Origin of the sequence: Jiella endophytica (assembly GCF_004519335.1) — a bacterium.
Classification (GTDB): domain Bacteria; phylum Pseudomonadota; class Alphaproteobacteria; order Rhizobiales; family Rhizobiaceae; genus Jiella; species Jiella endophytica.
In genome coordinates this window covers 20,285-44,879 of record NZ_SOZD01000011.1, presented here as the reverse complement: position 1 = coordinate 44,879, position 24,595 = coordinate 20,285, and the positions used below count along the sequence as shown (strand labels likewise).

Genomic DNA, 24,595 nt, shown 5'->3' with positions numbered 1-24,595 from the left:
TGGGGAGAAAGGGGCGCCCGTGCCGGCAGACGTTGCAGCGTGGTGGCTTCGTTTCGAGATCGGCGGGAGGAGCCTTCGCGGCCCCTTTAGTCACCTCACGATCAGCGTTCCCGCCCCGTGCTCCGTCAAAAGCTCCAGCAGCACCGAGTGCTGGGTCTTGCCGTTGAGGATGACGACTCCCTCGACGCCGCGCTCGATCGCCTCGATGCAGGTTTCGACCTTGGGGATCATCCCGCCGGAGATCGTGCCGTTGCGGATGAGGTTCTTCGCCTCGGCGACCGAGAGCTCCTTGATCAGCTCGCCGGACTTGTCGAGGACGCCGGGAACGTCGGTGAGAAAGAGCAGGCGCGAGGCTTCCAGAGCGCCTGCTATGGCGCCGGCAAAGGTGTCGGCATTGATGTTGTAGGTGGCGCCGTCGCGGCCGGGGGCGACGGGCGCGATCACCGGGATCATCTCCGAGCGAGCGAGAAGGTCGAGCAGCGTGCGGTCGACCTCGACGGGCTCGCCGACGAAGCCGAGATCGAGCACCCGCTCGATGTTGGAATCCGGGTCGACGACGGTCTTTCGCGCCTTTTCGGCGAAGACCATGTTGCCGTCCTTGCCGCAGAGCCCGATCGCCCATTCGCCCTCGGCATTGATGAGGGCGACGATCTCCTTGTTGATCGATCCGGCAAGGACCATCTCGACGATCTTCACCGTCTCCTCGTCGGTCACCCGAAGCCCGCCCTCGAAGCGCGATTCGATGCCCATCTGCGAGAGCATCCGGCCGATCTGCGGCCCGCCGCCATGGACGACGATCGGGTTGACGCCGGACTGCTTGAGCAGCGCGATGTCGCGGGCAAACGCCTGGCCGAGCGACGGGTCGCCCATGGCGTGGCCGCCATATTTCACGACGACCGTCTTGTTCTCGTAGGCCTGCATGTAGGGCAGGGCCTCGGCGAGCACCCGGGCTCTGGTTTCGCCGTTGTCGGCTCTGGTCGCATCGTCGGTCATGGCGGGCTCCGGAACGAAAGGTTCGCGCGGCTGGTCGGCGGCGTTCTAGCCAATAATCCTTGCAAGCGGAACCAGCCTTCGTGCGGTCTTTCACGGGTTTGCGGGCGGCGATCACGGCGGGCCTCACCAAATCGTTGGCGCGGCCGGGCTGGCGAGGGGCGAGGCGCGCCCGAATTGCCTGCGAAGCGACAAGCAACGGCAACGGGCGGCGAGCGGGCGATGCGAGGATTGTTCACGAAAGGAACGGTGGCGGCGGCGATCGCCGCGGCGCTTGCTGCGGTCGCCATGGCGACTGCAGTGCCGGCGAAGGCTGCCGATGCCTGGGAGGCGGCGCGGGCAAAGGGCACCCATCTCCTGATGCGCCACGCCATCGCGCCGGGAACCGGCGATCCGGCGAACTTCACCCTCGGCGACTGCTCGACCCAGCGCAACCTCTCGGATGAAGGACGCGGGCAGGCGGAGCGGATCGGGGCGGCGTTGAAGGCGAACGCGGTGCCCATCGACACCGTGCTCACAAGCCAATGGTGCCGGGCAAGAGAGACGGCCGAGCGTCTCGGCTTCGGGCCGACCGAGGCCGAGCCGGCGCTCAATTCCTTCTTCGGCAACCGGGGCGACCGCGACCGGCAGACCGAGGCCCTGAAGGCGCGCCTCTTCGAACTCGACGCCGCCGGGATGAAGGCAGCGCTGGTCTCCCATCAGGTCAACATCACCGCGCTCACCGGCGTCTATCCGGCGTCGGGCGAGATCGTGGTGATTTCGCTCGGCGACGACGGCAAGGTCAGGGTCGACGGGCGGATCGAGACGGAATGAGCCCTACCGACTTGCGACGATCGCCCTGATCTCGTCGAGCGCCGCCGGATCCTCGATGGTTGCCGGCACGTCGAAGGGCTTGTCGTCGACGATCGCCTTGATGGTGCGCCGCAGGATCTTGCCGGAGCGAGTCTTCGGCAGCCGGTCGACCACCAGCACCTGGCGGAAGGCGGCGACCGGACCGATCTGCTCGCGCACGATCCTGACGAGGTCTGCCTCGATCTCCCGCCGGTCGAGGCCGGCGCCCTTCTTCAGGACGACGAAGCCGCAGGGGATCTCGCCCTTCAGATCGTCATGCATGCCGATGACGGCGCATTCGGCGACGGCGGGGTGGCTGCCGACGGCCTCCTCCATCTCGCCGGTCGACAGGCGATGGCCGGCGACGTTGATGACGTCGTCGGTGCGGCCCATCACATAGAGATAGCCGTCCTCGTCGAGGAAGCCGGCATCAGAGGTCGAGTAGTAGCCGGGAAATTCGGTGAGGTAGCTTTCCCGGAAGCGGTCATCGGCGTTCCAGAGGGTCGGCAGCGCGCCGGGCGGCAGCGGCAGCTTCACCGCGATGGCGCCCATCTCGTTTGCCGCGACGGGCGTTCCCATCGGATCGAGGATGGTGATGTCGAAGCCCGGCATCGCCACGGTCGGGCTGCCGCGCTTGATCGGAAGAAGCCCGAGGCCGAGGGGATTGGCGGCCATCGGCCAGCCGGATTCGGTCTGCCACCAATGGTCGATCACCGGCCGGTCGAGGGCCTTTTCCGCCCAGATGATGGTTTCCGGATCGGCGCGTTCGCCGGCAAGGAACAGGGCGGAAAACTTCGACAGGTCGTAGCGCTTCGGCATTTCGCCGTCGGGATCCTCCTTGCGGATGCCGCGGATGGCGGTCGGCGCCGTGAACAGCACCTTGGCGCCATGCTCGGCGACGACGCGCCAGTAGGTGCCGGCGTCGGGGGTGCCGATCGGCTTGCCCTCGAAGAGGATCGACGTCGCGCCGCGGATGAGCGGCGCATAGACGATGTAGCAGTGGCCGACGACCCAGCCGACATCGGAGGCGCAGAAGAAGGTCTCGCCGGCGTCGGTGTCGAAGATGTTCTTCAACGACCAGTGCAGCGAGACGGCGTGGCCGCCATTGTCGCGTACGACGCCCTTCGGCTTGCCGGTGGTGCCGGAGGTGTAGAGGACATAGAGCGGGTCGGTCGCCTTGACGGGCACGCAGGGCGACTGCGCACCTGCCTCGAGCTTCGCCATGGCCTTGCCGCGAAGCGCCTCCCAGTCGAAGTCGCGGCCCTCGACGAGGCTTGCGGTCAGCTGCGGCCGCTGCTTCAGGATGACGGCGTCCGGCTTGTGCGCGGCGAGCTCGATCGCCTTGTCGAGCAGCGGCTTGTATTCGACCTTGCGGGCCGGCTCGATGCCGCAGCTTGCCGAGAGAATGAGCTTCGGCACAGCGTCGTCGATGCGCGCGGCGAGCTCCTTGGCAGCGAAGCCCCCGAAGACGACGGAATGGATCGCGCCGATGCGGGCGCAGGCGAGCATGGCGAAGATCGCCTCGGGGATCATCGGCATATAGACGATAACCCGGTCGCCCTTGCCGACGCCGAATTCGGTCAGAGTGAGGGCGAGAGCCTTCACCTCGGCAAGGAGCTCGCCGTAGGTGATCGTCCGGCCGGTTCCCGTGACGGGGGAATCGTGGATGATCGCCGCCTGTTCGCCGCGGCCGCTCGCGACATGCCGGTCGACGGCATTGTGGCAGGTGTTGAGCTCGCCATCGGGGAACCAGCGGCCATAGACGCCGGCCCCCGCGTCGAACGCCGTTGTCGGCGGCGTCGTCCAGTCGAGACCCTTGGCGGCTTCCAGCCAGAAGCCGAACGGGTCGCTTCGCCAAGCGGCGTGAATGTCCTGATAGCGGCTGGTCATCGCGTTCCTCCCCGGTCCGACCTCTCCCGAAACGCCACTATAGCCGGCGGGCTCGTCGAAGGTCGAGGCGAGGGGGATGGCCGCGAGGAGCGCGGACGAGGAGGGCGGTCTCAGCCGACGGGGTTTCGCCCCAGCATCTCGCCGACCGATTCGGCGAGGATTTCCTCGTTGTAGGGCTTCGGCACGTAGAGATGATAGAGCGCCTGGCCGCGGCGCGGCAGCTGGTTCTGCGGGATCGCGGTGGTGACGATCGCCGGCGCCGCGTAGCCTTCCTCGCGCAGCACCGAGAGCATGGTGATGCCGTCGAGTTCCGGCATCATGAAGTCGGTGACGATGATGTCGACGGCCTCGCGGCGGGCGACCTCCAGCCCCTTCAGGCCGTTGGCGGCCGAGAGCACCTCGAAGCCGCGATCCTCCAGCACGATCGACGCCAGCATCAACAGCATCGCTTCATCCTCGACGACCAGGATCCGCGCCATCAATGCCCGGCTCCCGTGGCCAGTTTCATGGCCACCGGCCGGGCATCGCGGCCGATCCGCAGATCGCGTCGGTGCATTGTGGACAAGGACATTTTCCAGATAGCGGGATTCATCGGCTGCGATGGGCTAGCATATGTTTCGCATCATGTCCGGCCGGTCATTGCCTGTTGCGAAAATCTCCATACCTAGGGCTCACCCTGTCGGCCAGGCAGTCTCCGGCTGTCATAGAGTAAGATTCGGCATGGCGAGAAGATATAAGCAATTCTATCTAGATGTACCAAGTGAGTGATAGCGTCCAATTTGCCGCAGCTTTCGTCACGCTCCGTGTAACGTATGGTACGAAAGTATGAGTAACTGGCCCGGCCCGGGAGCGGAGAGCCTCGACAGTGACGTTGATCGCGTCGGGGATCGGGGCCGGCTGAAAGTCCTTGACGACAGCGGTCTTCTCGACAGCGAGGCCGAAGAGATCTTCGACCGCGGGGTCCGCCTTGCGACGAAGCTTCTCGGAACGAAGGTCGCGCTGCTCTCCCTGGTCGACGAGAACCGCCAGTTCTTCAAGGCGGCAGAGGGCCTTCCCTCGCCCTATTCGGAACGCCGGGAAACGCCGCTCAGCCATTCCTTCTGCCAGCATGTGGTCCGGTCCGGCGAGGTGCTGGCGATCGCCGACGCGCGCATGCATCCGCTCGTCGCCGAGAATGCCGCGATCCAGGATCTCAACGTGATCGCCTATCTCGGCGTGCCGATCGTCGCGCCGGACGGCCATGTCCTCGGCTCATTCTGCGCCATCGACGGCGAGCCGCGGCAATGGTCGGGCGACGACGTCGAGACGCTGCGGGCGATCGCTGCCGGGGTCGAGAGCGAGGTGCGCCTGCGCATCGAGGCCGAGCGCCGCCGCCGGCTGCAGGAAAAGGCCGATGCCGATCGGGCCCGCCTGGCGCTGGTTCTCGAAAGCACTGCCGACGGCGTCTTGAGCATCGGCCGCGATCTGACCGTCAACTACGCCAATCGCAGCGCCGGCGGGATGCTCGGCGAGGGTCTGGTCGGCCGGCATGTCCGGGACGTTCTCCCGAACGCCGAGGGCGTTGCGTTCAACGCGCTGGTCGAGGACGCCTTCGCCACCGGCGAGGCGCGCGAGGCGGAGATCTTCTGCCCGTCCCTCGGCCGCTGGATCGAGGCGCGGGCGGCTTCGCAGGGCGGGGAGCTGTCGCTGTTCTTTCGCGACGTGACGGCCCGCCACAGGGCGCAGGAATCGCGCCAGCTGCTGACCCGGGAACTGCATCACCGGATCAAGAACCTCTTTGCCATCGTGCGCGGCATGATCTCGATGACGGCCAGAGGCGCCACCGATCCGGCCGAGATGGCGCGGGCGCTGCAGGGCCGGCTGATTTCGCTGTCGCGGGCCCATGACCTGATCCGGCCGGCGATGAGCGACGACGACGGCGCGAACTATCAGGACATCTTCCTCGCCGATCTCGTCACGATGCTGGTCGAGCCCTACCGCAAGCCGGGGATCGAAAACCTCGCCATCGAGGGTCCGGCGCTTCGCCTCGGCGTCAATTCGACGACGCATGTCGCGCTGCTCGTCCACGAGCTGACCACCAATGCCAGCAAATATGGCGCGCTGTCCGAGCCCGGCGGCCGGCTGTCGGTCGGCTGGACGATGGATGGCGAGACGCTCGATCTCGCCTGGGTCGAGACCGGCGGCCCGGATCCCGAGGGACCGCCGCCCAGGCCGGGTTTCGGCTCGCAGCTGATCGCCCTTTGCGTCGAGACCCAGCTCGAGGGCGAACTGATGCTGAACTGGCTGCCGACGGGCCTCGACCTTCGGGCGAAGATCCCGCTGCGGGCGATCGCTAGGTAGCTGCGAGGAAGCGTCGACGGATACTCCGATGCGACCGCGCCGATGGCGCTGTCGCAGCCGGGGTCAGGATGCGACCGGCAGCCCGAGTTCCTTCAACGAAGCGGCGAGAGCTTGCGGAGAGGTGAAATGCACCGCCTGCCAGCCGGCGGCCCGGGCGCCCTCGACGTTCTTTTCCGCGTCGTCGATGAACAGCGTCCTGGCCGGATCGAGGCCGAAGCTTCCGACATGGGTGTCGTAGATCGCCCTGTCCGGCTTGATCTGGCCGATCTCGCCCGACACCGTCACGCCGCGCGGCACCGTCAGGAAGGCGAAGCGCTGCTGCGCCTCGCGGAAGGTGTCGGAGGCGAAATTGGTGAGCAGCGTGACGTCGACGCCCGCATCGATGAGGCCGAGCATGATGGCGACGCTCTCCTCATAGGCATGCGGCACCATGCGATGCCAGTTGCGGCGGAACGCCCGGATCTGTTCGGCGCGGTCCGGATGCCGGGCGATCGCCTCGGCTTCCGCATCGGCCCAGCTGCGGCCCCGATCCTGCTCGAGATTCCACTCGTGGGAGCAGACCTCGCCGAGGAAGAAGTCCCGCTCCGCGTCGTCGGGAATGATGTCGCGAAACGGGATGTGGGGATCGTAGTGGATCAGCACCCTGCCGATGTCGAAGACGACATGCTGCGGTGTGTTGGCGGTCATCGGGCGGTCTTCCTCGTCTCTGTGGACTGACTGTTCCGGGGTGCCGGGGCGACGATCTTCGCAGCCTTCAGCACCTTGCGCATGACGGTCGGCAACGCCTCGCCGGCGATCTCCTGCGGCTGCGACCACCATCCCTCGATGCCGGGGCGTTGTTCGCCGTCGGCGCGCCAGACTTCAAGGACGAGGCGGAAATGGGTAAAGCCGTGCTCGATCTCGCCGACGCGTCGCCACTCGGCCGGGAAGGGCGCGGCGGCCGCGCCCAATGCGCCGTCGCTGCGGGCCGACCAGCTTGTCGTCGGCGGTTCGCTCATGCCGCCGAGCATGCCGGTGCCGGGGCGCCTGCGCAGGAACACCGCGCCGTCGCCGCGCACCGCCACGAAGGCCGCGCCGCGGCGCTCGGGCACCGCCTTCTTCTTCTGCTTCACCGGATAGCGCTCGGCCTCGCCGGCCCGTGACGCGGTGCAGAAGGGGCGGACCGGGCAGAGCACGCAGGCGGGTTTCGTCGGCGTGCAGATCGTCGCGCCGAGATCCATCATGGCCTGGGCGAAGTCGCCGGGCCGTTCGGTCGGCGTCAGCTGCTCGACGACCGCCCGGATCAGCGGCTTCGCCCCCGGCAACGGCGCCTCGATCGCCTCAAGGCGGCTCGTCACCCGCTCGACATTGCCGTCGACGACGGCGGCCGGCTCGTCGAAGGCGATCGCGGCGATCGCCGCCGACGTGTAGTCGCCGATCCCTGGCAGCGCCTTCAATGCCGCGGCGGTTTCGGGAAACCGGCCGGAATACTCGCCCGCCACCATCCTCGCGCAGGCGTGGAGATTGCGGGCGCGGGCGTAGTAGCCAAGGCCGGCCCATTCGGCGAGGACGGCCGTATCCGGCGCTGCGGCGAGATCCTCGACGCGCGGCCAGCGCAGCGTGAACTTCTCGAAATAGGCTTTGACCGCCGCGACCGTCGTCTGCTGCAGCATAATCTCGGACAGCCAGACCCGGTAGGGGTCGGCCCGCAGGCCGGCTGCCCGCTCGCGGGGCGACACGCGCCAGGGCAGCGTCCGGTGATGGACGTCGTACCAGGCAAGGAGCGCGGTCGAAAACGCCGTCGGGTCGATCGTCGTCATGAAGGAAGGCGGCCTCGGCGGCGGGCATCGGGAGCGTTTCGTCCCTCCGGAGAGGGCCGGGTCGAAGCGGTCTCGTGGCATGACGGCGGGAGATTGGCAACGGTGGCGGAGCGTCATCCCGGCTGCGGCGACAGGCCGGGATCGCCGGCCGGTTGCTGCGGCGGGCCTCACCGCGCTATGCGTTGTCTCTCTGGCGCAGCAACGCACGCAGGACGTCATGGCGGAGGACAATCACGGGCCCGGCCGGCAGGCCGGACGGCGGCGACGGTGGGCGCAGCCGCTCGCCGAGCTGACCGGCGACGTCATCGACCCGATCCTGCGGCGCAAGGCCGGCATGACGACGGGACTCGTCGCGGCATGGTCCGGCATCGTCGGCGAACGTCTCGCCGAGACGACACGGCCGGAAAAGCTGCAATGGCCGAAGGACCGGGCGAATGGCGAGCCCTTCGAACCGGCGACGCTGGTCGTCGCGGCCGAGCCGAAGGCGGCGCTGCGCCTGCAGCACCAGACGAGCGAGATCCTGTCGCGGGTCAACGCCTTCTTCGGCTTCTACGCCGTCGCCAAGGTCCGCTTCGTCCAGAAGCCGGTCGCCGTGCCGAAGCGCGACCTGCGGCCGAAGACCCGGCCCGTCGCGGCCGAGGAAAAGGCGAGGATCGCCGCAATGGTCGAGCGCATCGAGGATCCGAAGCTGAAGGCCGCGCTTGCGGCCTTTGCCGAATCGACCCTCAGCCGGCTGCCGCGCCGCTGAACGGAGCGTCGCCTTCAAGCGGCGAACAAAAGCCCGTCAGCACTGCCCGCATTGCGGGCAGTCGCCTTTAAAAATGCCATGATGTCCCGTAGACCCCGACTGGGACGCCGGCAACGGCAAGCAGGAGAGATTTCGTCCATGAGTGTTCAGTCTGCGAAAATCGAAGCCGAAAGCCCGCTCGTGCGGCGCTTCGGGGTAGCCGCCGCGCTTGCGGGCGCGCTGGCGCTGGGGGGCTGGTCGACGGTCGCGGCCCGTGCCGACGATGCCGCCCGGCCGATGCTGCTCGCCCAGGCGACCTCGACCGACGGCGCGTCGAGCGAAGCGGCCGACGTCAAGGTGCCCGATGCCGAAGGCAAGGTCGACGTCGAGAAGCTGATGGCCGCCGAGGAACTCCCCGACGTCGTCATCGGCGACAAGGACGCCCCCGTCACCATCGTCGAATACGCTTCGCTGACCTGCTCCCACTGCCGGGACTTCCATCAGGTCACCTATCCGGCGATCAAGAAGGACTTCATCGATACCGGCAAGGCCAAGCTGATCATCCGGGAGTTCCCCTTCGATCCGCGCGCTCTCGCCGCCTTCATGCTGGCCCGCTGCGCCGGCGACGACGCCAAGCGCACCGCCATGGTCGACGTTCTGTTCGACCAGCAGCCGCAATGGGCCTATTCCAACCAGGCCTCCGCCGAGCTTTTGAAGATCTCCCGCCTCGCCGGCATGTCGGAGGAGCAGTTCCGCGCCTGTCTCAACGACAAGGAACTGCAGAAGAAGGTGGTCGCAGTGCAGCAGCGCGGCGAGAACGACTTCGGCGTCAGCGCCACCCCGACCTTCTTCGTCAACGGCGACAAATATGCCGGCGCACTCGAGCCGGCGCAGATGGCCGCGGTGATCAAGCAGCACATGTGACCTGATCCCGTTTATGCGGCTGGGTTTGCGAAGGCCGGGGCAGGACGCCTCGGCCTTTTTTCATGTCCGCAGCCCGCAGTGCTCGCGGAATAGGCGGCGCTGGTGCCGGATTAAGCGTTTTTGCAATGCAGCAATTGGCGAGCCGGCAATTTTGCTCTAGACCTTGGGGTGCGGTCCTGGCGCGCTCATGACCAGGCGGGAGCACGGTTCGGCAGAGAATGCCAAAGCGGATATTCACCTTCAGGCAGGGCGATGCCGAGAAAACCGCCGACGCCGTCGCGGCGCTCGGCCTGAAAGGTGCGAATCTGGCGCTTCTGGCGTCGCTCGACGCCCCGGTGCCGCCGGGCTTCACCATCGCCACTCACGCCTGGCGGGAAACCAAGGGCGCCGGGGGCGATCTTCCCCAGACGCTGAAGGCCGATCTCAGATCCGCGGTCGAGTGGCTGGAATCGGTGACCAGCCGCCGTTTCGGCGGTGACCAGCGGCCGCTGCTGCTCGCCGTGCGCACCAGCGCCGCGACGCCGATGCCGGGGCTTGCGGAGAGCGTCCTCGATGTCGGACTGACCGACCGCACGGTGGACATCGTCGCGGCCGAGCTCAGCGACAGCGACTTTGCCTATCGCAGCTACCGCCGCTTCATCGAGAGCTATGCGGCGCTGGTCTTCGATGCCGATCTCACCGAATTCGAGGATCTCTGCGACCGCGAGCGCGAACGCGTCGGCTGGGCGGTCGAGCCGCGCAACGTCACCGAATGGCGGATGCTGATCGCGCGCTACCACGACTTCCTGGAGCGCGAGCTCGGCGCCGTGGTGCCGCAGACGCCGCTGCAGCAGCTGGTGGAAGTCATTCAGGCGATCTTCGCCAGCTGGCGCAGCCCCGTCGCCGCGTCGCACCGGCTGTTGAAGGCGATCCCCGAAAATGCCGGTCTGGCGATCACCGTCCACGGCATGATCTTCAACGAGCGGAACCAGAAGTCCGGCCGCGGCCGCGCCGCGTCCCGGGACCTTGCCACCGGCGAGGCGAGGCTGACCGGCGAGTTCTCGCTCGGCGGCCGGATCGAGGCCTTCGACGAGGTGCCGGAAGCGATCGACCTGTCCCGCCTGGTCGACGACGGCACGGCGCCTTTCGCCACCGTCTTCACCGAGCTTGCCGGGCATGTGAAGCGGATCGAGGCGCATGTGCGCGACGCCGTCGAGGTCGACTTCATGGTCGGCGACGGCGCGCTCTTCCTGATGCAGTACCGGCCGGCCCGCCGCAGCGCCGCCGAGGCGGTGCGCGTCGCGGTGGAACTCGTCAGCGACGCGATCATCGAGCAGCAGGAGGCGATCCTCAGGATCGATCCTGCTTCGCTCGACCTCCTGCTGCACCCGACGATCGACCGCAACGGCGAGCTGACGGTGCTCGCCAGGGGGATGGGCGCCTCGCCGGGCGCCGCCAGCGGGGCGATCGCCTTTACCGCCGAGCGGGCCCAGGCGCTCGCCGGCGAGGATCGCGCGGTGATCCTGGTGCGCAACGAGACGCATCCCGAAGACATCCACGGCATGCATGTCGCCGACGGTGTCCTCACCATTCGCGGCGGCACCACCAGCCACGCGGCGGTGGTGGCGCGCGGCATCGGCAAGCCCTGCGTCACCGGCGCCGGCTCGCTTCGGATCAATGCCGCGCGCGGCACCCTCCATGCCGGCGACAAGGTGCTGCAGGAAGGCGACCGGATCACCATCGACGGCTCCTCCGGCGAGGTCATCGTCGGCACCGTCAAGCTGATCCGGCCGAGCCTTTCCGGCGACTTCGCCACGCTGATGGGCTTTGCCGATTCCTCCCGGCGGATGCGGGTGCGGGCGAATGCCGACACGCCGCCGGAAGCGCGCGCCGCCCGCAGCTTCGGCGCCGAGGGCATCGGCCTTTGCCGCACCGAGCACATGTTCTACGAGGGCGACCGGATCCAGGCGATGCGCGAGATGATCCTCGCCACCGACGAGGTCGGCCGCCGCCGGGCGCTCGACAAGCTGCTGCCGATCCAGCGCTCCGACTTCATCGAGCTGTTCGAGATCATGGCGGGCCTGCCGGTGACGATCCGCCTGCTCGACCCGCCACTGCACGAATTTCTGCCGAAGAGCGAGAGCGAGATCGCCGAGACGGCACTGATGCTCGCCGTCGACGAGGCGGTGGTGCGCCACCGGATCGCCGCGCTCGAGGAATTCAACCCGATGCTCGGCCATCGCGGCTGCCGGCTCGCCATCTCCTATCCGGAAATCGCCGAGATCCAGGCGCGGGCGATCTTCGAGGCGGCGATCGAGGCCGGCGAACGGGCCGGCGCGGCGGTCGTGCCGGAGATCATGGTGCCGCTGGTCAGCCTGCGCCGCGAGCTCGACTTTCTGAAGGCGCGCATCGACATGGTGGCCGCCCAGGTGATGGAGGAGCGAGCCCGGCGGATCGACTATCTCGTCGGCACGATGATCGAGCTGCCCCGCGCCGTGGTGCGCGCCGACACCATCGCCGAGGCGGCGGAGTTCTTCTCCTTCGGCACCAACGACCTCACCCAGACCGTCTACGGCATTTCCCGCGACGACGCGGCGACCTTCCTGTCGACCTACATGCGTCAGGGCATCCTGGAGCGCGATCCCTTCCAGACCGTCGACGTCGAGGGCGTCGGCGAGCTGATCGCCCTCGCATGCGAAAAGGCGCGGCGCACGAGGCCGGACATCTCGCTCGGGGTCTGCGGCGAGCAGGGCGGCGACCCCGCCTCGATCGCCTTCTTCGAGGAGACCGGTCTCGACTACGTCTCCTGCTCGCCCTTCCGCGTGCCGATCGCCCGGCTCGCCGCCGCCCAGTCGGCGATCCGCCTCAGCCGCTCCGACCGGGGCAGGGGACGGCGCTGACGGAGAGCATGATCCCGAAAATCGGGGACTGGTTTTTCGAACAGATCATGCGAAGTCGGACAAAGAGCGCGGGGAGAATGAGCGAAGCTCTTCTCATCGCACTCGATGGGACCTTCACGCCGGATAATAGAAATAGATCGCGATCGTCGTCGCGATGCCGACGATGATGTTCATCGGCAGGCCGACCTTGACGAAATCCAGGAACCGGTAGTTGCCGGCGGCATAGACCAGCGTGTTGGTCTGGTAGCCGATCGGCGTCGCGAAGGAGGCCGAGGCGCCGAACATCACCGCGACGACCAGGCTGCGCGGATCGACCCCGAGCTTGGTGCCGAGCGCGATGGCGATCGGCGTGACGATCACCGCGACGGCGTTGTTGGTGACGATCTCGGTGAGCAGCGAGGAGATCGCATAGACCGCCAGCAGGACGACGATGTGCGGGGCGTTCTCGATCAGCGGCGTGACTGCGTCGACGATCATCTGCGCCGTTCCTGCCCCCTCCATGCCGCTGCCGATCGCCAGCATGGCGAAGATCAGGATCAGGAGATCGCCGCGGATCTGGCGCCAGGCCTCGTCGGCGTCGATGACCCTGAGAAGCAGGATCGCGGCGATGGCGACGAAGGCGGCGGTCTGGATGTTGGTGAGGCCGAAGGCGGAAATCAGCACCACGGCGGCAAGGGCGGCGAGGGCAAGCGGCGCCTTCTCGCGGCGAAAGCGTCTGGCGCGGCTGATATTGACGCCGACGAGATCGTTCGCCTCGGAGATCGCCGCGATCGAATCCGCCGATCCCTCGAGCAGCAGCCGGTCGGCGGGGCGGAGCCGGGTCTCGCCGAGGCTCGGGCCGGGCACGTGGCGATGGCGCATCACGCCGAGGACGGCGGTGCCGGATCCGGAGAGGCCGGTTAGTTCCCAGACGCCGCGGCCGATGCCCCGCCGGTGCGGCGCCACCGTCGCTTCGACGACGACGCGCTCCTCGCCCGGGCGGGCGGGCAGCGACCGGGCGATGCGGAAGCCGTCGCTGGCATGCAGCGTCAGGATCTCTTCGGGGCTCGCGAACATCACGATACGGTCGGCCTTCTGCAGGACGATCGCATCGATGTCGCGGCGCAAGGTCTCGGTGCCGCGGCGCAGCGCCACCGGCCGGATGCCGCGTGACGACAGGGAATTCACCTCGCCGAGCGGCTTGCCGATGGCGTTGGCGCCCTCCCTGACGACGATCTCGGTGAAGTAGGAATCCTCGTCGTTTTCCGAAAGCTTGGCGCCGGCGCTGTCGCGCGACGGCAGCAGCCGCCAGCCGACCAGGCCGAGATAGGCGAGCCCCACCGCCGCGGTGACAAGACCGACCGGGGTGATCTCGAAGATCGAGAAGGGCTCCAGACCCTGGCCCCGGGCGACGCCGTCGACGAGGAGGTTGGTCGAGGTGCCGATCATCGAACAGGTACCGCCGAGGATCGTCACGAATGACAGCGGCATCAGGAGCTTGGTCTCGGCGACCTTGAGCGTGCGGGCGATTTCCACGGCGATCGGGATCAGAACGATGACGACGGGGGTGTTGTTGATGAAGGCCGAGGCGAAGATCACCCCCGCCGCCGTTGCCGTCAGCGCCACGGCCGGGCGCTGGGTGGCGCGGCTGACCAACCATGTCGCCGCGGCATCCAGCACCCCGGTGCGGATCAGCGTGCCGGAGAGGACGAACATCGCCGCGATGGTGATCGGCGCCGGGTTGGAGAACACCGACCCGAGTTCCTTGGGATCCAGATAGCCACAGAGCAGGAAGGCGATGGCGCCGCCGCATGCGACGACCTCGGGCGGATAGCGCTCGAGGACGAAGGCGATGAAGACGAGTGTGATGATGCCCAGCCCGACGAGGGCGGAGTGATCGGAAAGGAATTCGGCCATGGCCAACCGTTCGAGACGAGACGGCACAAAGCTGTTGTCGTCGCGCGTTTCGGCAAGATGGGGTTCTGACGAAAATCAGCGGCCGGAGGTCGGTCGGCCATGCCGGCTCAATGCATTGACCGGAAACGCAAAAAACCGGCGTAACGCGGGCTGCGCGTCACGCCGGCTGGAGGTTGGGACTGCGGTTTGCCTCAGGCGGCTTCTTCTTCGATCGAGAAGCCGGCGAACATCCGGTCGAGATCGAGGAAGCAGATCATGCCCTGGCCGGTGGCGAGCACGCCAGTGACGTGGCCGCCGGTGAAGCTGCCGCGCATTTCCGGGGTCGGCTGGACGACGCTCGACTCGACCGTGAGGATGTCGGCGACGCGGTCGACGAGCAGCCCGATCACCTGGTTCTGCACCTCGGCGACGATGACGGCGCTGCGCGCGTCCGGCTCCGAGGGCGGCATGCCGAGCTTGGTCGCCATGTTGACGATCGGGATGATCGAGCCGCGCAGGTTCATCATGCCCATGATCTCGTGCGGCGAACCGGGCAGGGGGGTCGACTTGCTCCAGCCGCGGATCTCGCGGACGGCAGTGGTGCGGACGCAGAACTGCTGACCGCCGATTTCGAAGGCGATGATCTCGATGACGCTATCGCCGAGATCGGTGCTGAATTTGTCGAGGGATTGCGGCAGCATCAGAAATTTTCCCAGTTGTTCTGCGAGATGGCAGCGTTGCCATTGGCGGAATATACCTGCTTCAGGTTGCTTTGTAGTTTACGTGCCGGGGACGATTGCGAGAAATTCGCGTGACCGGCATGCCTGTCGTGGCGGGACTGGCGCCCTCTGGCGATCGAGAACCTGCCGATGAGGGCGTCGAGTTCCTGGGTCTGGGCAGCGAGATTGTGGCAGGCCGCAGTGGATTCCTCGACCATGGTGGCATTCTGCTGGGTGCCGTCGTCGATCGAACCGACCGCCTTGTTGATTTCGGCAAGACCGGTCGACTGGTTGCGGGCCGCCTCGACGATGGCGCGGACATTCTCATCGATGACCTGCACCTCGGCGACGATCGCCTGCAGGGCCTTGCCGGTCTCCCCGACCAGCGACACGCCCTCTTCGACCTGCGAGGTCGACTTCTGGATCAGGCCCTTGATCTCCTTCGCCGCCTCGGCAGAGCGCTGGGCCAGAGCCCGCACTTCCTGGGCGACGACGGCGAAGCCCTTGCCGGCCTCGCCGGCGCGTGCCGCCTCGACCCCTGCATTGAGGGCGAGAAGATTGGTCTGGAAGGCGATCTCGTCGATGACGCCGATGATCTGCGAGATCTGGTCGGAGGACGCCTCGATTTCGCCCATCGCCGTGACCGCGCGCCGGACGACTTCGCCGGATGTCTCGGCGCTGCTCTTGGTCCGGGCAACGAGGGTTCCGGCCTCTTCGGCCCGCGCCGCCGAGGCGCGAACGGTGTCGGTCAGTTCGCCGAGCGCCGCCGAGGTCTCTTCGACCGACGCCGCCTGCTGCTCGGTGCGGCGGGCGAGATCGTCGGAGGCGACGCGGATCTCCTCGGTGGCGACGGAGATCGTCGCGGCGGTCTCGCTGACCGTGGTCAACGTGTCACGGAGCACCGCGACTGTCGCGTTGAAGTCGGTGCGCAGCTTCTCGAGGGAGGGGATGAAGGGCTCGTCGATCTGCTGGTCGACATCGCCGTCTGCGAGCTGTCCGAGACCGGACGCGATCGCCTGGACCGCATGGACCCGGCCGGTGACGTCGGTGGCGAATTTCACCACCTTGACGACGTTGCCATCCATGTCGAAGAGCGGGTTGTAGGATGCCTGGATGTAGATCTCCCTGCCGCCCTTGCCGACGCGCTTGAACTCGTCGGTGACGAATTCGCCGCGACCGAGCTTTTCCCAGAACTCGCGATAGCCGGAGCTCTCGGCCTCGGCCGGCTCGACGAACATCGAGTGATGGCGCCCCTTGATCTCGTCGAGGCTGTAGCCGAGCGCGGTGCAGAAATTCTCGTTGGCGGTGAGGATCGTACCGTCGGGCTTGAATTCGATGACGGCCTGGGCGCGGGAAATCGCTTCGATCTTACCGGCGTTTTCGGCGGCTTCAAGCTTGGCGGCAGTGATGTCCGTCGCGACCTTGACGACCTTGATCACCCTCTGGCCGGAGAAGACCGGGTTATAGGAGGCTTCGATCCAGATCTCTTTGCCGCCCTTGCCGAGCCGCTTGTACTGCCTCGCGTCGAACTCGCCTCGGCCGAGCTTTTCCCAGAACTCACGATATTCGGCACTCTTCGCCTCGCTCGGCTCCACGAAGATCGAGTGGTGCCTGCCGGCGATCTCGGCGAGCTCGTAGCCCATCGCCGCGCAGAAGTTCCGGTTGGCGGTGATGATCGTTCCGTCGGGCTTGAACTCGATGACGGCAAGGGATTTGTCCAGGGCATTCAGGATCGCTGCAGATGCATTCTGACCAAACATCGAATTTCCTCCGCGGTCACGATTGGCTGCTCGCGTTTCGCGATGGATCGCCGACCTCTGTCGACCTCCAGGACGCGTTGACGCGAGGGCCTCTTTTTCATCATTGAAGTTGATCTATACCCAAAATATAGGAGGCAGAAATTAATTTTGTGCAAAAACAACGGCCAAAGCGCGTTTAAGCTACTAATTGTAAACGGGTTTTGTTCGAACTTTATACGTCATCAAAGTTTAGTGTCGTTTTACTTTAAGTAGTATTTGCATGTCGCCCGCCGGCGTCGCGGCATCTGGCCCGGGCGTATCAGCCCTTTACAGTTGAGTCCGCGTCTCGCGAACAAGATATTTTCATGCCAGGTGAGCGCGGCGGAGATAGGTGCCGCTACCAAGTGACGCGTACTTTTCTCTCGCGCATGTGCTAGTTGAGACATGTCGGCGATCCGGCCGGGTCGGGCGACGGGAGGAGAGTTCCGGGCTGCGGCAAGCGAGCCTTCGACGCGGCGACGTCGGGGCGAGACGGTCCGGCGTCTCGGACTTTCCGGGCGGACACCAAGATTTCTCCCGCAAGGGATGAGAGTCTCGCAGTGCCATGGAGGAAGATCGATGGAACGGGTTCTCGGGGTCATCGACGACGATCTGGCAGTCCGCGAGTCACTGACCGCGCTGTTCGAGGCGAACGGCTTTGCGGTCCACGCCTTCTCCAAGCCGCAGCATTTTCTCGAAAGCGAATTCCTCAGGGCCTCGGGTTCGGCCGAACTCGACTGCCTCGTCGTCGACCTGCGGCTGCCGGGAATGACCGGCGTCGAACTGCAGCGCCATCTCAGCGAACGGGAAGTGGATTTCCCGGTCATCGTCATCACCGCATTCGGCGAGGTCCGCGCGGCCGTCGAGGCGCTGAAGCTCGGCGCCGAAGACTTCATCGAGAAGCCCTTCGACGACGACGTGCTGGTCACCGCGGTCGAAAACGCGATCACCCGGGCGGAAACCATTCGCGAGCGGACCCTTCAACGCAGACGCGCCGCCGAGCGCCTCGCGACGCTGTCGCAGCGCGAGCGGGAGATCCTCGCGCAGGTCGCGGCCGGCGCCCCGAGCAAGGTGATCGCCCACAATCTCGGCATTTCTCGCCGGACGGTGGAGATTCACCGCACCAACATCATGCGCAAGGTGAATGCACAGAACCTGGTCGAGCTGGTTGGACTTGCCTATCAGGCGAATTACGAGCCGGATGAGGGCTGAATTACTTTAGCGATTGCAGAAACTTCCCCGCGGCCCGGAAAATTTCCTAGTTGTATCTACGTATTGATCGCGGCGGGGTGAGCGATGACGATGGCCGCGTCACACCAAAGCGAGCGTGCCAAGATGGCGAACGCCGCCAAAATCCTGAACGCCGTCCACATCTATCTCCTCGATGACGACGAGGCGGTCTGCGATGCGCTTGCGACGATTCTCGAGCTGCATGGTGCCAAGGTCCAGACCTTCTCCTCGCTGAGCGAAACGCGCAACGCCAGGCTGGATGGGCATCCCGGCATACTTCTGTTCGACGTTCAGCTGCTTGACGGGCTCGGCCAGGACCTCCTCGTCGAATTGCGCGGCCGCGGCGTCGCGACGCCGGCGATCCTGATGTCCGGCCGGGCCGAGATCGACGAGCTCGAGCCGATCATGGAACATTGCGAATTCGTGCTGGAAAAGCCGGTCGATGGCGATGAACTGGCGACGAGGATCGCCGCTCTGGTGGCTGCGGCACCCGGCTGAGGAGGCCCTGAGGCACCGTTGCGGCCGCTTGCGCGGCCAATCCGAAAGGTCTGGAAAGAGCTGGAAGATCGCCAAAGATCCGGCGATCCGGCATCTGCTTGCGGCAGTTGTCTGGCGCAAAGCAGATGCCGGAATCGGGCCACTAGCTCGCAAAGATGGGGGCTTCCTTGACACGCCGCATGCTGAGGTTCGACCACGCCGTCTCCAGCGCCGACTCGGTGGATTCCCGCTCCTGCGGATCGACACCGTTCATCGCCCGTTCGTAGACGACGTCGAGAAGCGGCAGGATCCGGTCGATCACGGCCCGGGCCTCGTCGGAGACGCAGACGATCCTCGCCCGCCGATCGGTCGGATCGAGCTGCCGGCGCACGAGATTGTTCTTCTCCAGCCTGTCGAGATAGGCCGAGATGGTCATCGGCTCGACGTTCATCGTCTTGGCGATGTCGCATTGCCGGATGCCATCGAAGCGAACGATGTTCATCAGCGCACGAATATCACCGGCACTGAGGTTGAGCCCGAGTTCGGTCACGCATCGGTCGAGCTCGACCCGCATCAATCTCGCCACATCCGCCAGGATGAAACTCGTCGGATAGGCGAAGTTCCCGTTAGACATCATGTCACTCCTGTTCCTTCCCGTTTCAGCCCGATTGAGAATCAGGGCCGCTTTGCTTGACTGCGTCTTGAAGTTGCCACGCGGAATTCGTCAGAAGGAATATGCAGATATACCTAATGCAGCTACGACGGACGATCGCATACGCCGATATGACGCAAACGATACTATCAAAATCTTAGGATATTTCTGTGTTGAGACGCGATGACCGCGATGAATATAGGCAGAAGTAGCAAACGATCTAAGAATCTGATCTTGATTCAGTTTTAGAAATCATATGCGCCATATGGTCGCACGAAGAAACTGCCGTTACGGTGGCTAAGGCGCCGGTCCTCGCACGCTCAGAAGATGCAGTGAATCCGGCAAGTTGTCGCACCACTCTTCACGCATCTGTGATGAAATTCTGGGGCAGGAAAGCCGCGCAGAATGCCCATCGGCGCGCCAATTCGGCGGCGCGGTTGCGCGGTCGTTTCCCGATCGCCGGTCTATGAGCACGGTAAACGCGATATCGTGTCGGATCGCCGACTTCCAAGTCACAGAGAACGGGTGGGGATGTCGCGGAATGCGGGGAAATCCGGCCGGCCGATCAGGCCCGGCCCTGAGCCCCGCGGTCGTCGAGGACGCTGCGCACCAGCGACAGAAGCGCCTGCGGACGGAAGGGTTTCAAAAGCACCGGGCAGCCCTCGATCGTGCTCTCGCCATCCTGGCGGGTGATCGGGTGGTCGCTGTAGCCGGTCATGAAGACGACCGGCAGGTCGGGAAAGCGCTCGATGACGTAGCGGCCGAGTTCCGGACCGCCGACGAGCGGCATGACGACGTCGCTGAGGACGAGGTCGACGCTAAGCTCGCCCTTGTCGAGGAGATTCTGGGCCTCGGCGCCATTGGCCGCGGCGTGAACCGCATAGCCGTTGACCTCGAGGATGTGGCGGGCGGCCCGCGCGACGGCCTGGTCATCGTCCACCACGAGCACGGTCTCGTGGCCCCCGAGCCGGTTCGCCGGCATGGCGGTGTCGGTCTCTGCACCCGTCGCCTTCTCCGCGCGGGGCAGGAGGATGGTGAAGGTGGTGCCGGCGCCGACCGTCGTGTCGAGGAGGATATGGCCGCCCATTTGGGCGACGATGGCGTAGGACGTCGCCAGCCCGAGGCCGGTGCCCTGGCCGCGCGGCTTGGTGGTGAAGAAGGGCTCGAAGATCCGCTCGCGGTCGGCATCGGCGATTCCCGACCCCTCGTCGGTGACCGTCAGGCAGAGATAGTCGCCGGGGGACGCGCCGTCGGTGGTCTCGGCGAGGGTCCGGTTCTCGAGGCCGATGGTGAAGCGTCCGCCGTCCGGCATCGCGTCCCGGGCGTTCACCGCGAGGTTCATCAGCACCTGCTCGATCTGGTTGGTGTCGCCGATGGTGGACCACACGTCGTCGTCGATCAGCGAGGTGATCTCGATCTCCACCGGCATCAGGCGGCGCAGCATCGAGTGGATGCCGACGACGATGTCGGCGATGCTGATCACTTTTCGCTCGATCGGCTGGCGGCGGGAGAAGGTGAGCAGCTGGCGAGTCAGGGCCTGGGCCCGCTCGACGGCATCGACGATCTCCCCGGCCTCGTTGGCGAAGAGAGCCGGAGCCTCGGCGCTGCGGATCATGTCGGCATAGAGCATGACGACGAGAAGCAGGTTGTTGATGTCATGGGCGACGCCGCCCGCCAAAAGCCCGAGCGCCTCCATTTTCTGGGTCTGGCGCAGCCGCTCCGACAACTGCCGCTCCTCGGTGACGTCGCGCATGGTGGCGAGAAGGGCAGGGCGGTAGTCCCAGGTGCATTCGGCGACGCGCAGCTCCACCGAGCGGCGCCCGCCAGTCCTCAAGATGTCGAGGTCGGAGGGGCGGTCGGAGGCGACGGCAAAGTTGATGATCTCGCCGAGGAAGTCGTCCTCGCTCTTGCCGAGAAGTGACTTGGCCGCCGGATTGAGAAACTGGACGACCCCGGCGCGGTTGGTCACCACCACGGCGTCGGGCATCACCGTCACCAGGCTGCGGAACTGATCGTGATGGCGCTCGGCGCTCGCATGCTTCAGCATCGAGCGGACGCTCTGAGTGAGAAGGACGTCCGGGTTGTCGTCTTTCGCCACGATCTCCAGCACGCCGGCGCCGTGGTTCAACGCGGTAAGGTCAAGCGCCGTGTTTGATCCGGCAAAGATGACGATCGGCGTGTTTGGGCAGGCCGGGACGAGGTTGTCGAGGGTCGCCGCGCCGGTGCTGTCCGGCAGGTTCAGATCGAGGATGATGCCGTCGAAGGCGCCATCCGACAGCGCCGTGATCGCATTGCGCAGCGTGACGACATTCTCGACGTCGATCTTCATGTCGAGGATGCCGGCGATCCAATCGCGAGCGAGTTCGGCGTCGCCGGGATTGTCCTCGACCAGAAGCAGGCGATAGAGCTCGGCCATCGCGCGGCGCGAGCCTCAGATGGTGGGGCGCGGACCGGCGCTGAACATGTCGCTCAGATTGTCCCGCTCGCGAGAGAACATGTAGGTCGGCGTTCCGGTGAGAATGCCATGGATGCCGCGGAACGGTTCCCTGATATGCATGCCGGTGCCGTCGATGACGTATTCGCGGATGTCCTTCTCGTGCTGGGTGCCGCGCATCTTCAGGATCGCCAGGCCGCGGCGCATCTCGCCGTGCAGCTCGACGTAGCGCAACAGGATGATCGTATCGGTGATCGTCGAAATGTGGGTTTCGGTGATCGATTCGCCGCCCATCAGCATCGGCGTCGTGTTGGTGATCAGCCCGGTGATCTCGAGATGCTTGATGTGGCTGGTGAGGCCGATGACGAATTCGCGGAAGGAACGCCGCGAGCCGGCAAGCTCGAAGGCGGACATGCTGTCGACGGCGATGCGCGAGGGTTTGAAGTCCCCGATGTCCCGGCGCATCTGCAACAGATGGTCCTCGAGGCCCATGATCTCGGGGTAGCGGCAGACAATGCGCAGCAGCCCGGCCTTTTCGGCGCCCTCGAAGTCGACGCCCCAGGAGCGGGCGTTGCGCGTGAGCTGTTCGCGGCTTTCCTCCGAGCCGAACAGCAGCGCCCGCTCGCCGGCCTCGATCGCCGCCTTGACGTAGTGGGTGACGGTCAGCGTCTTGCCGGTGCCGGTGGCGCCGCTGACGAGGATGATCGAGTCGCGATACATGCCGCCACTGCACATCCGGTCGAGCTCTTCGACGCCGGAGGAGACGCGCTTGTCGGAGGAACTCTGCTTCAGCTCGATGGCCGACAGCGGCAGGATGCTGATGCCTTCGGAGGCGTCGACCGTGAAGGTATATTCGCCTTTCTGGTGCATGCAGCCGCGGAACTTCAGGATCTCGATCGTGCGCCGGCGCTTTTCCTGGTCGAGCCGGTTGCGCAGGATGATGACGTTGTCGGCGACGAATTCCTCGACGCCGAAACGGCCGACGCCACCTTCCTCGTCCAGCCGCTCCATGGTGATCAGCGTGGTGACACCGAGCTTCCTGAGGCCGGCGGCGATCCGGTGCAACTCGCGCCGGACGGTGCTGGAATCGGTGAACTGGGGGAAGAGGGCGCCGATCGCATCGAGGATCACCCGCTTGGCGTTGACCTCGCGCACGCCGTTCTCGATCCGCGCCAGCAGCGCGGTGAGATCGAAGCTGCCTGCCTCGACATTGATTTCGCCGGGATCGGGCGTTGCGTCGACAACGGCGATCTTCTTGCGCCTGAGGAGTCCGTCGAGATCCCATCCGAACGATTTGACATTGTAAATGAGGTCTTCCGGGCTTTCCTCGAAAGTGACGAAGACGCCGCCCTCGTCATAGTTGCGAACCCCGGACATGAGGAATTGCAGCGCCAGGACAGTCTTGCCGCTGCCGGCGGTACCGGCGACGACCGACGTTCGGTTCTTCGGTAGACCGCCATTGGACACCTGATCGAAACCAGGAATGCCGGTCTCCAGTCGTGCGATCTCCCAGGCGGTCTGTTCTGACATTGCACTTCCTGCTCAGTTCGAAGTCCGCTCAAAGTCGGAATTGTAGATGTCGAGGCCGAGAAGAACCTTCTCGCGGTCGCTGAGGTCGCCGATGATCTTGCGCACCGGCTCGGGCAGCTTGCGCACCAGGGTGGGCGTGGCGAGGATCTTGTCGACATTGGCGATGGCGGGATTTTCGAGGACGTCGATGATCTCCACCTCGTAGCGGCCGCTCAGCTCCGTCTCGCAGATCTCCTGGAGGTTCTCGAGCGCCCGGATCGAATGCGGCGTCCGTCCGGTAATGAAGAGGCGCAGCCGGTAGGTCATGTCGGATCTCCGAGGGTGAAGCAGCGTCTGTTCCCGGTTCGGTAATAGTCGACGAGCAACCCCATCATTTCCAGCGCCAGCAGGCGCCCCTCCAACACGATCGCACGGCCGCGCTCCATGGTGACGCCCTGAACCGCCAGCTCGAGCGACGCGACGTGGACATCCAGCAGGTCGCGCGGGCCGCCGCCGGCATCGCCGATGGCGCTGGAGATGCGGCCCATCAGATCGTTCGGCCGGTCTTTCTTATATGTGAGTTGTTCGATGTATTTCTCCAGTAGATCACCATAGTCCACGACGAGGCGCTCGAACATCATCGGGTCCCTGTCGCGCATCGAACCGACGCCGGCGACGCTGGCCGTCACGCTGGTCCGCGAGCCGGACGAGGAAAGGGCGCGGTAGCGGCTGAGCAGCGACTGCATCTCGCGAAGCTGGGCCTCGCGCAGCCGCGCCACGGCGTAGCCGATGGTCCGCCGCAGCAGCCGGGGCTTCAGCTCGTCCTTGCTGAGATAGTCCTGCGCGCCGGCGTCGATGCATTGCAGCGCGAGGGCCTCGTCCTCCATCCCGGTCAGGACGATGATCGGCGTTTCCTCCGAAAGCGACTGGACGGTCTTTACCGCCTCGACGCCGATCGCATCGGGCAGCCGCAGATCGAGGAGAATGACGTCCACCCGGCCGGAGGTCAGCAACTCCCTGGCTTCTGACAGCATCGACACGTGCTGGACGTCGTAGTTGGCGTCATTATCCCCCGAGTCGAGCATCTCGCGGACGAGTTCGGCATCGGCAAGATTGTCTTCGACGAGAAGCAGGACGCGTGTCTGCAGGGCCGTTGCTTCGGTCAGCTGCGACAGTTTCTTGTCTTCTTGTCCCATCGGCCTCCCATTCACCGGTCGGATGCCACGGTTGCGCGCCTGTCGCTGCGACGCAATCTAACGCTGGAAGTCACCTTCGCACAATGTCAGATGAGCAGCAATGCACAAAAGAATTTCCAACAATTCCGGCGACTTCTATTTCCCGTAAGGGCGCCACTAAATTCGTAATGCGAACAATCAGATTTCAAGTGTCGGTGAGATGAGGCCGATAGATTGTGCGGTGCACCATGCCCGAGAATATATCGTCAGGTGTGAACTGTGAAAAATGTAAGACAAAATTATGGTTATAGAGATTGAGAAAGATTATATTCTCAGCAATATTGTATTTTATTGAGATTCTGTTAA

Annotated in this window: 20 protein-coding genes; 7 read left to right on the top strand and 13 right to left on the bottom strand. The window is 65.5% G+C overall.

Going from position 1 to position 24,595, the window contains the following annotated elements; all coding sequences use genetic code 11:
* Window positions 1–90: 90 nt before the first annotated feature.
* Window positions 91–993, bottom strand: coding sequence for an acetylglutamate kinase (argB, locus tag E3C22_RS22435; RefSeq protein WP_134764122.1), 903 nt, complete (start codon window positions 991–993; stop codon window positions 91–93).
* Window positions 994–1,221: 228 nt separating this feature from the next.
* Between argB and E3C22_RS22430 the strand changes: the two genes are divergently transcribed.
* A complete protein-coding gene (locus E3C22_RS22430; protein WP_245515143.1) occupies window positions 1,222–1,803 on the top strand; it encodes a histidine phosphatase family protein in 582 nt (193 codons plus the stop codon).
* A 3-nt stretch (window positions 1,804–1,806) separates the two neighbouring features.
* Here the strand turns inward: E3C22_RS22430 and E3C22_RS22425 are convergent, their stop codons facing one another.
* Window positions 1,807–3,711, bottom strand: a complete 1,905-nt coding sequence (locus E3C22_RS22425; protein ID WP_134764121.1) for a propionyl-CoA synthetase — start codon at window positions 3,709–3,711, stop codon at window positions 1,807–1,809.
* Window positions 3,712–3,821: 110 nt separating this feature from the next.
* Entirely contained in the window at window positions 3,822–4,190 is a 369-nt protein-coding gene (locus tag E3C22_RS22420; RefSeq protein ID WP_134764120.1) for a response regulator, read from the bottom strand.
* A 346-nt stretch (window positions 4,191–4,536) separates the two neighbouring features.
* Between E3C22_RS22420 and E3C22_RS22415 the strand changes: the two genes are divergently transcribed.
* On the top strand, window positions 4,537–6,051 hold the full coding sequence (locus E3C22_RS22415) for a sensor histidine kinase (protein ID WP_134764119.1): 1,515 nt from the start codon (window positions 4,537–4,539) through the stop codon (window positions 6,049–6,051).
* Window positions 6,052–6,114: 63 nt separating this feature from the next.
* Here E3C22_RS22415 and E3C22_RS22410 read toward each other — a convergent pair whose 3' ends face one another.
* Both E3C22_RS22410 and mutY read right to left on the bottom strand, forming a co-directional pair.
* Window positions 6,115–6,738, bottom strand: a complete 624-nt coding sequence (locus E3C22_RS22410; protein ID WP_134764118.1) for an HAD family hydrolase — start codon at window positions 6,736–6,738, stop codon at window positions 6,115–6,117.
* Window positions 6,735–7,850: an A/G-specific adenine glycosylase gene (mutY, locus tag E3C22_RS22405; RefSeq protein WP_206027015.1), complete on the bottom strand. Its 1,116-nt coding sequence runs from the start codon at window positions 7,848–7,850 to the stop codon at window positions 6,735–6,737. The genes E3C22_RS22410 and mutY overlap by 4 nt, the downstream gene beginning before the upstream one ends.
* A gap of 217 nt (window positions 7,851–8,067) precedes the next feature.
* On the opposite strand from mutY, the gene E3C22_RS22400 reads away from it, so the two are divergent.
* The 3 genes from E3C22_RS22400 (at window position 8,068) to ppdK (ending at window position 12,380) form a co-directional block, all read left to right on the top strand.
* Window positions 8,068–8,598 (top strand): DUF721 domain-containing protein, encoded by a 531-nt coding sequence (locus tag E3C22_RS22400; protein WP_134764116.1) that lies wholly within the window; start codon window positions 8,068–8,070, stop codon window positions 8,596–8,598.
* A gap of 138 nt (window positions 8,599–8,736) precedes the next feature.
* Window positions 8,737–9,501 carry a DsbA family protein gene (locus E3C22_RS22395; protein ID WP_134764115.1) on the top strand — a complete coding sequence of 255 codons (765 nt, stop codon included), beginning with the start codon at window positions 8,737–8,739 and terminating at the stop codon, window positions 9,499–9,501.
* A 218-nt stretch (window positions 9,502–9,719) separates the two neighbouring features.
* On the top strand, window positions 9,720–12,380 hold the full coding sequence (gene ppdK / locus E3C22_RS22390) for a pyruvate, phosphate dikinase (RefSeq protein WP_134764114.1): 2,661 nt from the start codon (window positions 9,720–9,722) through the stop codon (window positions 12,378–12,380).
* A gap of 114 nt (window positions 12,381–12,494) precedes the next feature.
* On the opposite strand, the gene E3C22_RS22385 is transcribed toward ppdK, so the two are convergent.
* The 3 genes from E3C22_RS22385 to E3C22_RS22375 form a co-directional block, all read right to left on the bottom strand.
* A complete protein-coding gene (locus E3C22_RS22385; protein ID WP_134764113.1) occupies window positions 12,495–14,276 on the bottom strand; it encodes an SLC13 family permease in 1,782 nt (593 codons plus the stop codon).
* A gap of 191 nt (window positions 14,277–14,467) precedes the next feature.
* The gene (locus tag E3C22_RS22380; RefSeq protein ID WP_134764112.1) at window positions 14,468–14,956 is read right to left on the bottom strand and encodes a chemotaxis protein CheW; all 489 of its coding nucleotides are present in this window, start codon (window positions 14,954–14,956) and stop codon (window positions 14,468–14,470) included.
* Window positions 14,956–16,734: a methyl-accepting chemotaxis protein gene (locus E3C22_RS22375; RefSeq protein ID WP_134764111.1), complete on the bottom strand. Its 1,779-nt coding sequence runs from the start codon at window positions 16,732–16,734 to the stop codon at window positions 14,956–14,958. The genes E3C22_RS22380 and E3C22_RS22375 overlap by 1 nt, the downstream gene beginning before the upstream one ends.
* Before the next feature lie 597 nt (window positions 16,735–17,331).
* Between E3C22_RS22375 and E3C22_RS22370 the strand changes: the two genes are divergently transcribed.
* Window positions 17,332–17,964 carry a response regulator transcription factor gene (locus E3C22_RS22370; RefSeq protein ID WP_167591875.1) on the top strand — a complete coding sequence of 211 codons (633 nt, stop codon included), beginning with the start codon at window positions 17,332–17,334 and terminating at the stop codon, window positions 17,962–17,964.
* A 123-nt stretch (window positions 17,965–18,087) separates the two neighbouring features.
* A complete protein-coding gene (locus tag E3C22_RS22365; RefSeq protein WP_167591874.1) occupies window positions 18,088–18,480 on the top strand; it encodes a response regulator in 393 nt (130 codons plus the stop codon).
* A 142-nt stretch (window positions 18,481–18,622) separates the two neighbouring features.
* Here the strand turns inward: E3C22_RS22365 and E3C22_RS22360 are convergent, their stop codons facing one another.
* From E3C22_RS22360 to E3C22_RS22340, 5 genes are all read right to left on the bottom strand, one after another.
* Window positions 18,623–19,093 carry a MarR family winged helix-turn-helix transcriptional regulator gene (locus tag E3C22_RS22360; protein ID WP_167591873.1) on the bottom strand — a complete coding sequence of 157 codons (471 nt, stop codon included), beginning with the start codon at window positions 19,091–19,093 and terminating at the stop codon, window positions 18,623–18,625.
* 583 nt (window positions 19,094–19,676) lie between these two features.
* Entirely contained in the window at window positions 19,677–21,527 is a 1,851-nt protein-coding gene (locus tag E3C22_RS22355) for a response regulator (protein ID WP_134764107.1), read from the bottom strand.
* A 15-nt stretch (window positions 21,528–21,542) separates the two neighbouring features.
* Window positions 21,543–23,075, bottom strand: a complete 1,533-nt coding sequence (kaiC, locus tag E3C22_RS22350; RefSeq protein WP_134764106.1) for a circadian clock protein KaiC — start codon at window positions 23,073–23,075, stop codon at window positions 21,543–21,545.
* Between the two features lie 12 nt (window positions 23,076–23,087).
* Window positions 23,088–23,381, bottom strand: a complete 294-nt coding sequence (kaiB, locus tag E3C22_RS22345) for a circadian clock protein KaiB (protein WP_134764105.1) — start codon at window positions 23,379–23,381, stop codon at window positions 23,088–23,090.
* Window positions 23,378–24,250: a response regulator gene (locus E3C22_RS22340; protein WP_134764104.1), complete on the bottom strand. Its 873-nt coding sequence runs from the start codon at window positions 24,248–24,250 to the stop codon at window positions 23,378–23,380. The genes kaiB and E3C22_RS22340 overlap by 4 nt, the downstream gene beginning before the upstream one ends.
* Window positions 24,251–24,595 lie beyond the last annotated feature (345 nt).

What these genes read in the sequence shown, in the direction of transcription:
- E3C22_RS22365 (WP_167591874.1), top strand. Translation starts at nt 18,088, where the DNA reads ATGGCGAACGCCGCCAAAATCCTGAACGCCGTCCACATCTATCTCCTC.
- E3C22_RS22355 (WP_134764107.1), bottom strand. Translation starts at nt 21,527, where the DNA reads ATGGCCGAGCTCTATCGCCTGCTTCTGGTCGAGGACAATCCCGGCGAC.
- E3C22_RS22415 (WP_134764119.1), top strand. Translation starts at nt 4,537, where the DNA reads ATGAGTAACTGGCCCGGCCCGGGAGCGGAGAGCCTCGACAGTGACGTT.
- E3C22_RS22385 (WP_134764113.1), bottom strand. Translation starts at nt 14,276, where the DNA reads ATGGCCGAATTCCTTTCCGATCACTCCGCCCTCGTCGGGCTGGGCATC.
- E3C22_RS22370 (WP_167591875.1), top strand. Translation starts at nt 17,332, where the DNA reads ATGGAACGGGTTCTCGGGGTCATCGACGACGATCTGGCAGTCCGCGAG.
- E3C22_RS22400 (WP_134764116.1), top strand. Translation starts at nt 8,068, where the DNA reads ATGGCGGAGGACAATCACGGGCCCGGCCGGCAGGCCGGACGGCGGCGA.
- E3C22_RS22360 (WP_167591873.1), bottom strand. Translation starts at nt 19,093, where the DNA reads ATGTCTAACGGGAACTTCGCCTATCCGACGAGTTTCATCCTGGCGGAT.
- E3C22_RS22375 (WP_134764111.1), bottom strand. Translation starts at nt 16,734, where the DNA reads ATGTTTGGTCAGAATGCATCTGCAGCGATCCTGAATGCCCTGGACAAA.
- E3C22_RS22395 (WP_134764115.1), top strand. Translation starts at nt 8,737, where the DNA reads ATGAGTGTTCAGTCTGCGAAAATCGAAGCCGAAAGCCCGCTCGTGCGG.
- argB (WP_134764122.1), bottom strand. Translation starts at nt 993, where the DNA reads ATGACCGACGATGCGACCAGAGCCGACAACGGCGAAACCAGAGCCCGG.
- E3C22_RS22425 (WP_134764121.1), bottom strand. Translation starts at nt 3,711, where the DNA reads ATGACCAGCCGCTATCAGGACATTCACGCCGCTTGGCGAAGCGACCCG.
- E3C22_RS22420 (WP_134764120.1), bottom strand. Translation starts at nt 4,190, where the DNA reads ATGGCGCGGATCCTGGTCGTCGAGGATGAAGCGATGCTGTTGATGCTG.
- ppdK (WP_134764114.1), top strand. Translation starts at nt 9,720, where the DNA reads ATGCCAAAGCGGATATTCACCTTCAGGCAGGGCGATGCCGAGAAAACC.
- E3C22_RS22380 (WP_134764112.1), bottom strand. Translation starts at nt 14,956, where the DNA reads ATGCTGCCGCAATCCCTCGACAAATTCAGCACCGATCTCGGCGATAGC.
- kaiC (WP_134764106.1), bottom strand. Translation starts at nt 23,075, where the DNA reads ATGTCAGAACAGACCGCCTGGGAGATCGCACGACTGGAGACCGGCATT.
- kaiB (WP_134764105.1), bottom strand. Translation starts at nt 23,381, where the DNA reads ATGACCTACCGGCTGCGCCTCTTCATTACCGGACGGACGCCGCATTCG.
- E3C22_RS22410 (WP_134764118.1), bottom strand. Translation starts at nt 6,738, where the DNA reads ATGACCGCCAACACACCGCAGCATGTCGTCTTCGACATCGGCAGGGTG.
- mutY (WP_206027015.1), bottom strand. Translation starts at nt 7,850, where the DNA reads ATGACGACGATCGACCCGACGGCGTTTTCGACCGCGCTCCTTGCCTGG.
- E3C22_RS22340 (WP_134764104.1), bottom strand. Translation starts at nt 24,250, where the DNA reads ATGGGACAAGAAGACAAGAAACTGTCGCAGCTGACCGAAGCAACGGCC.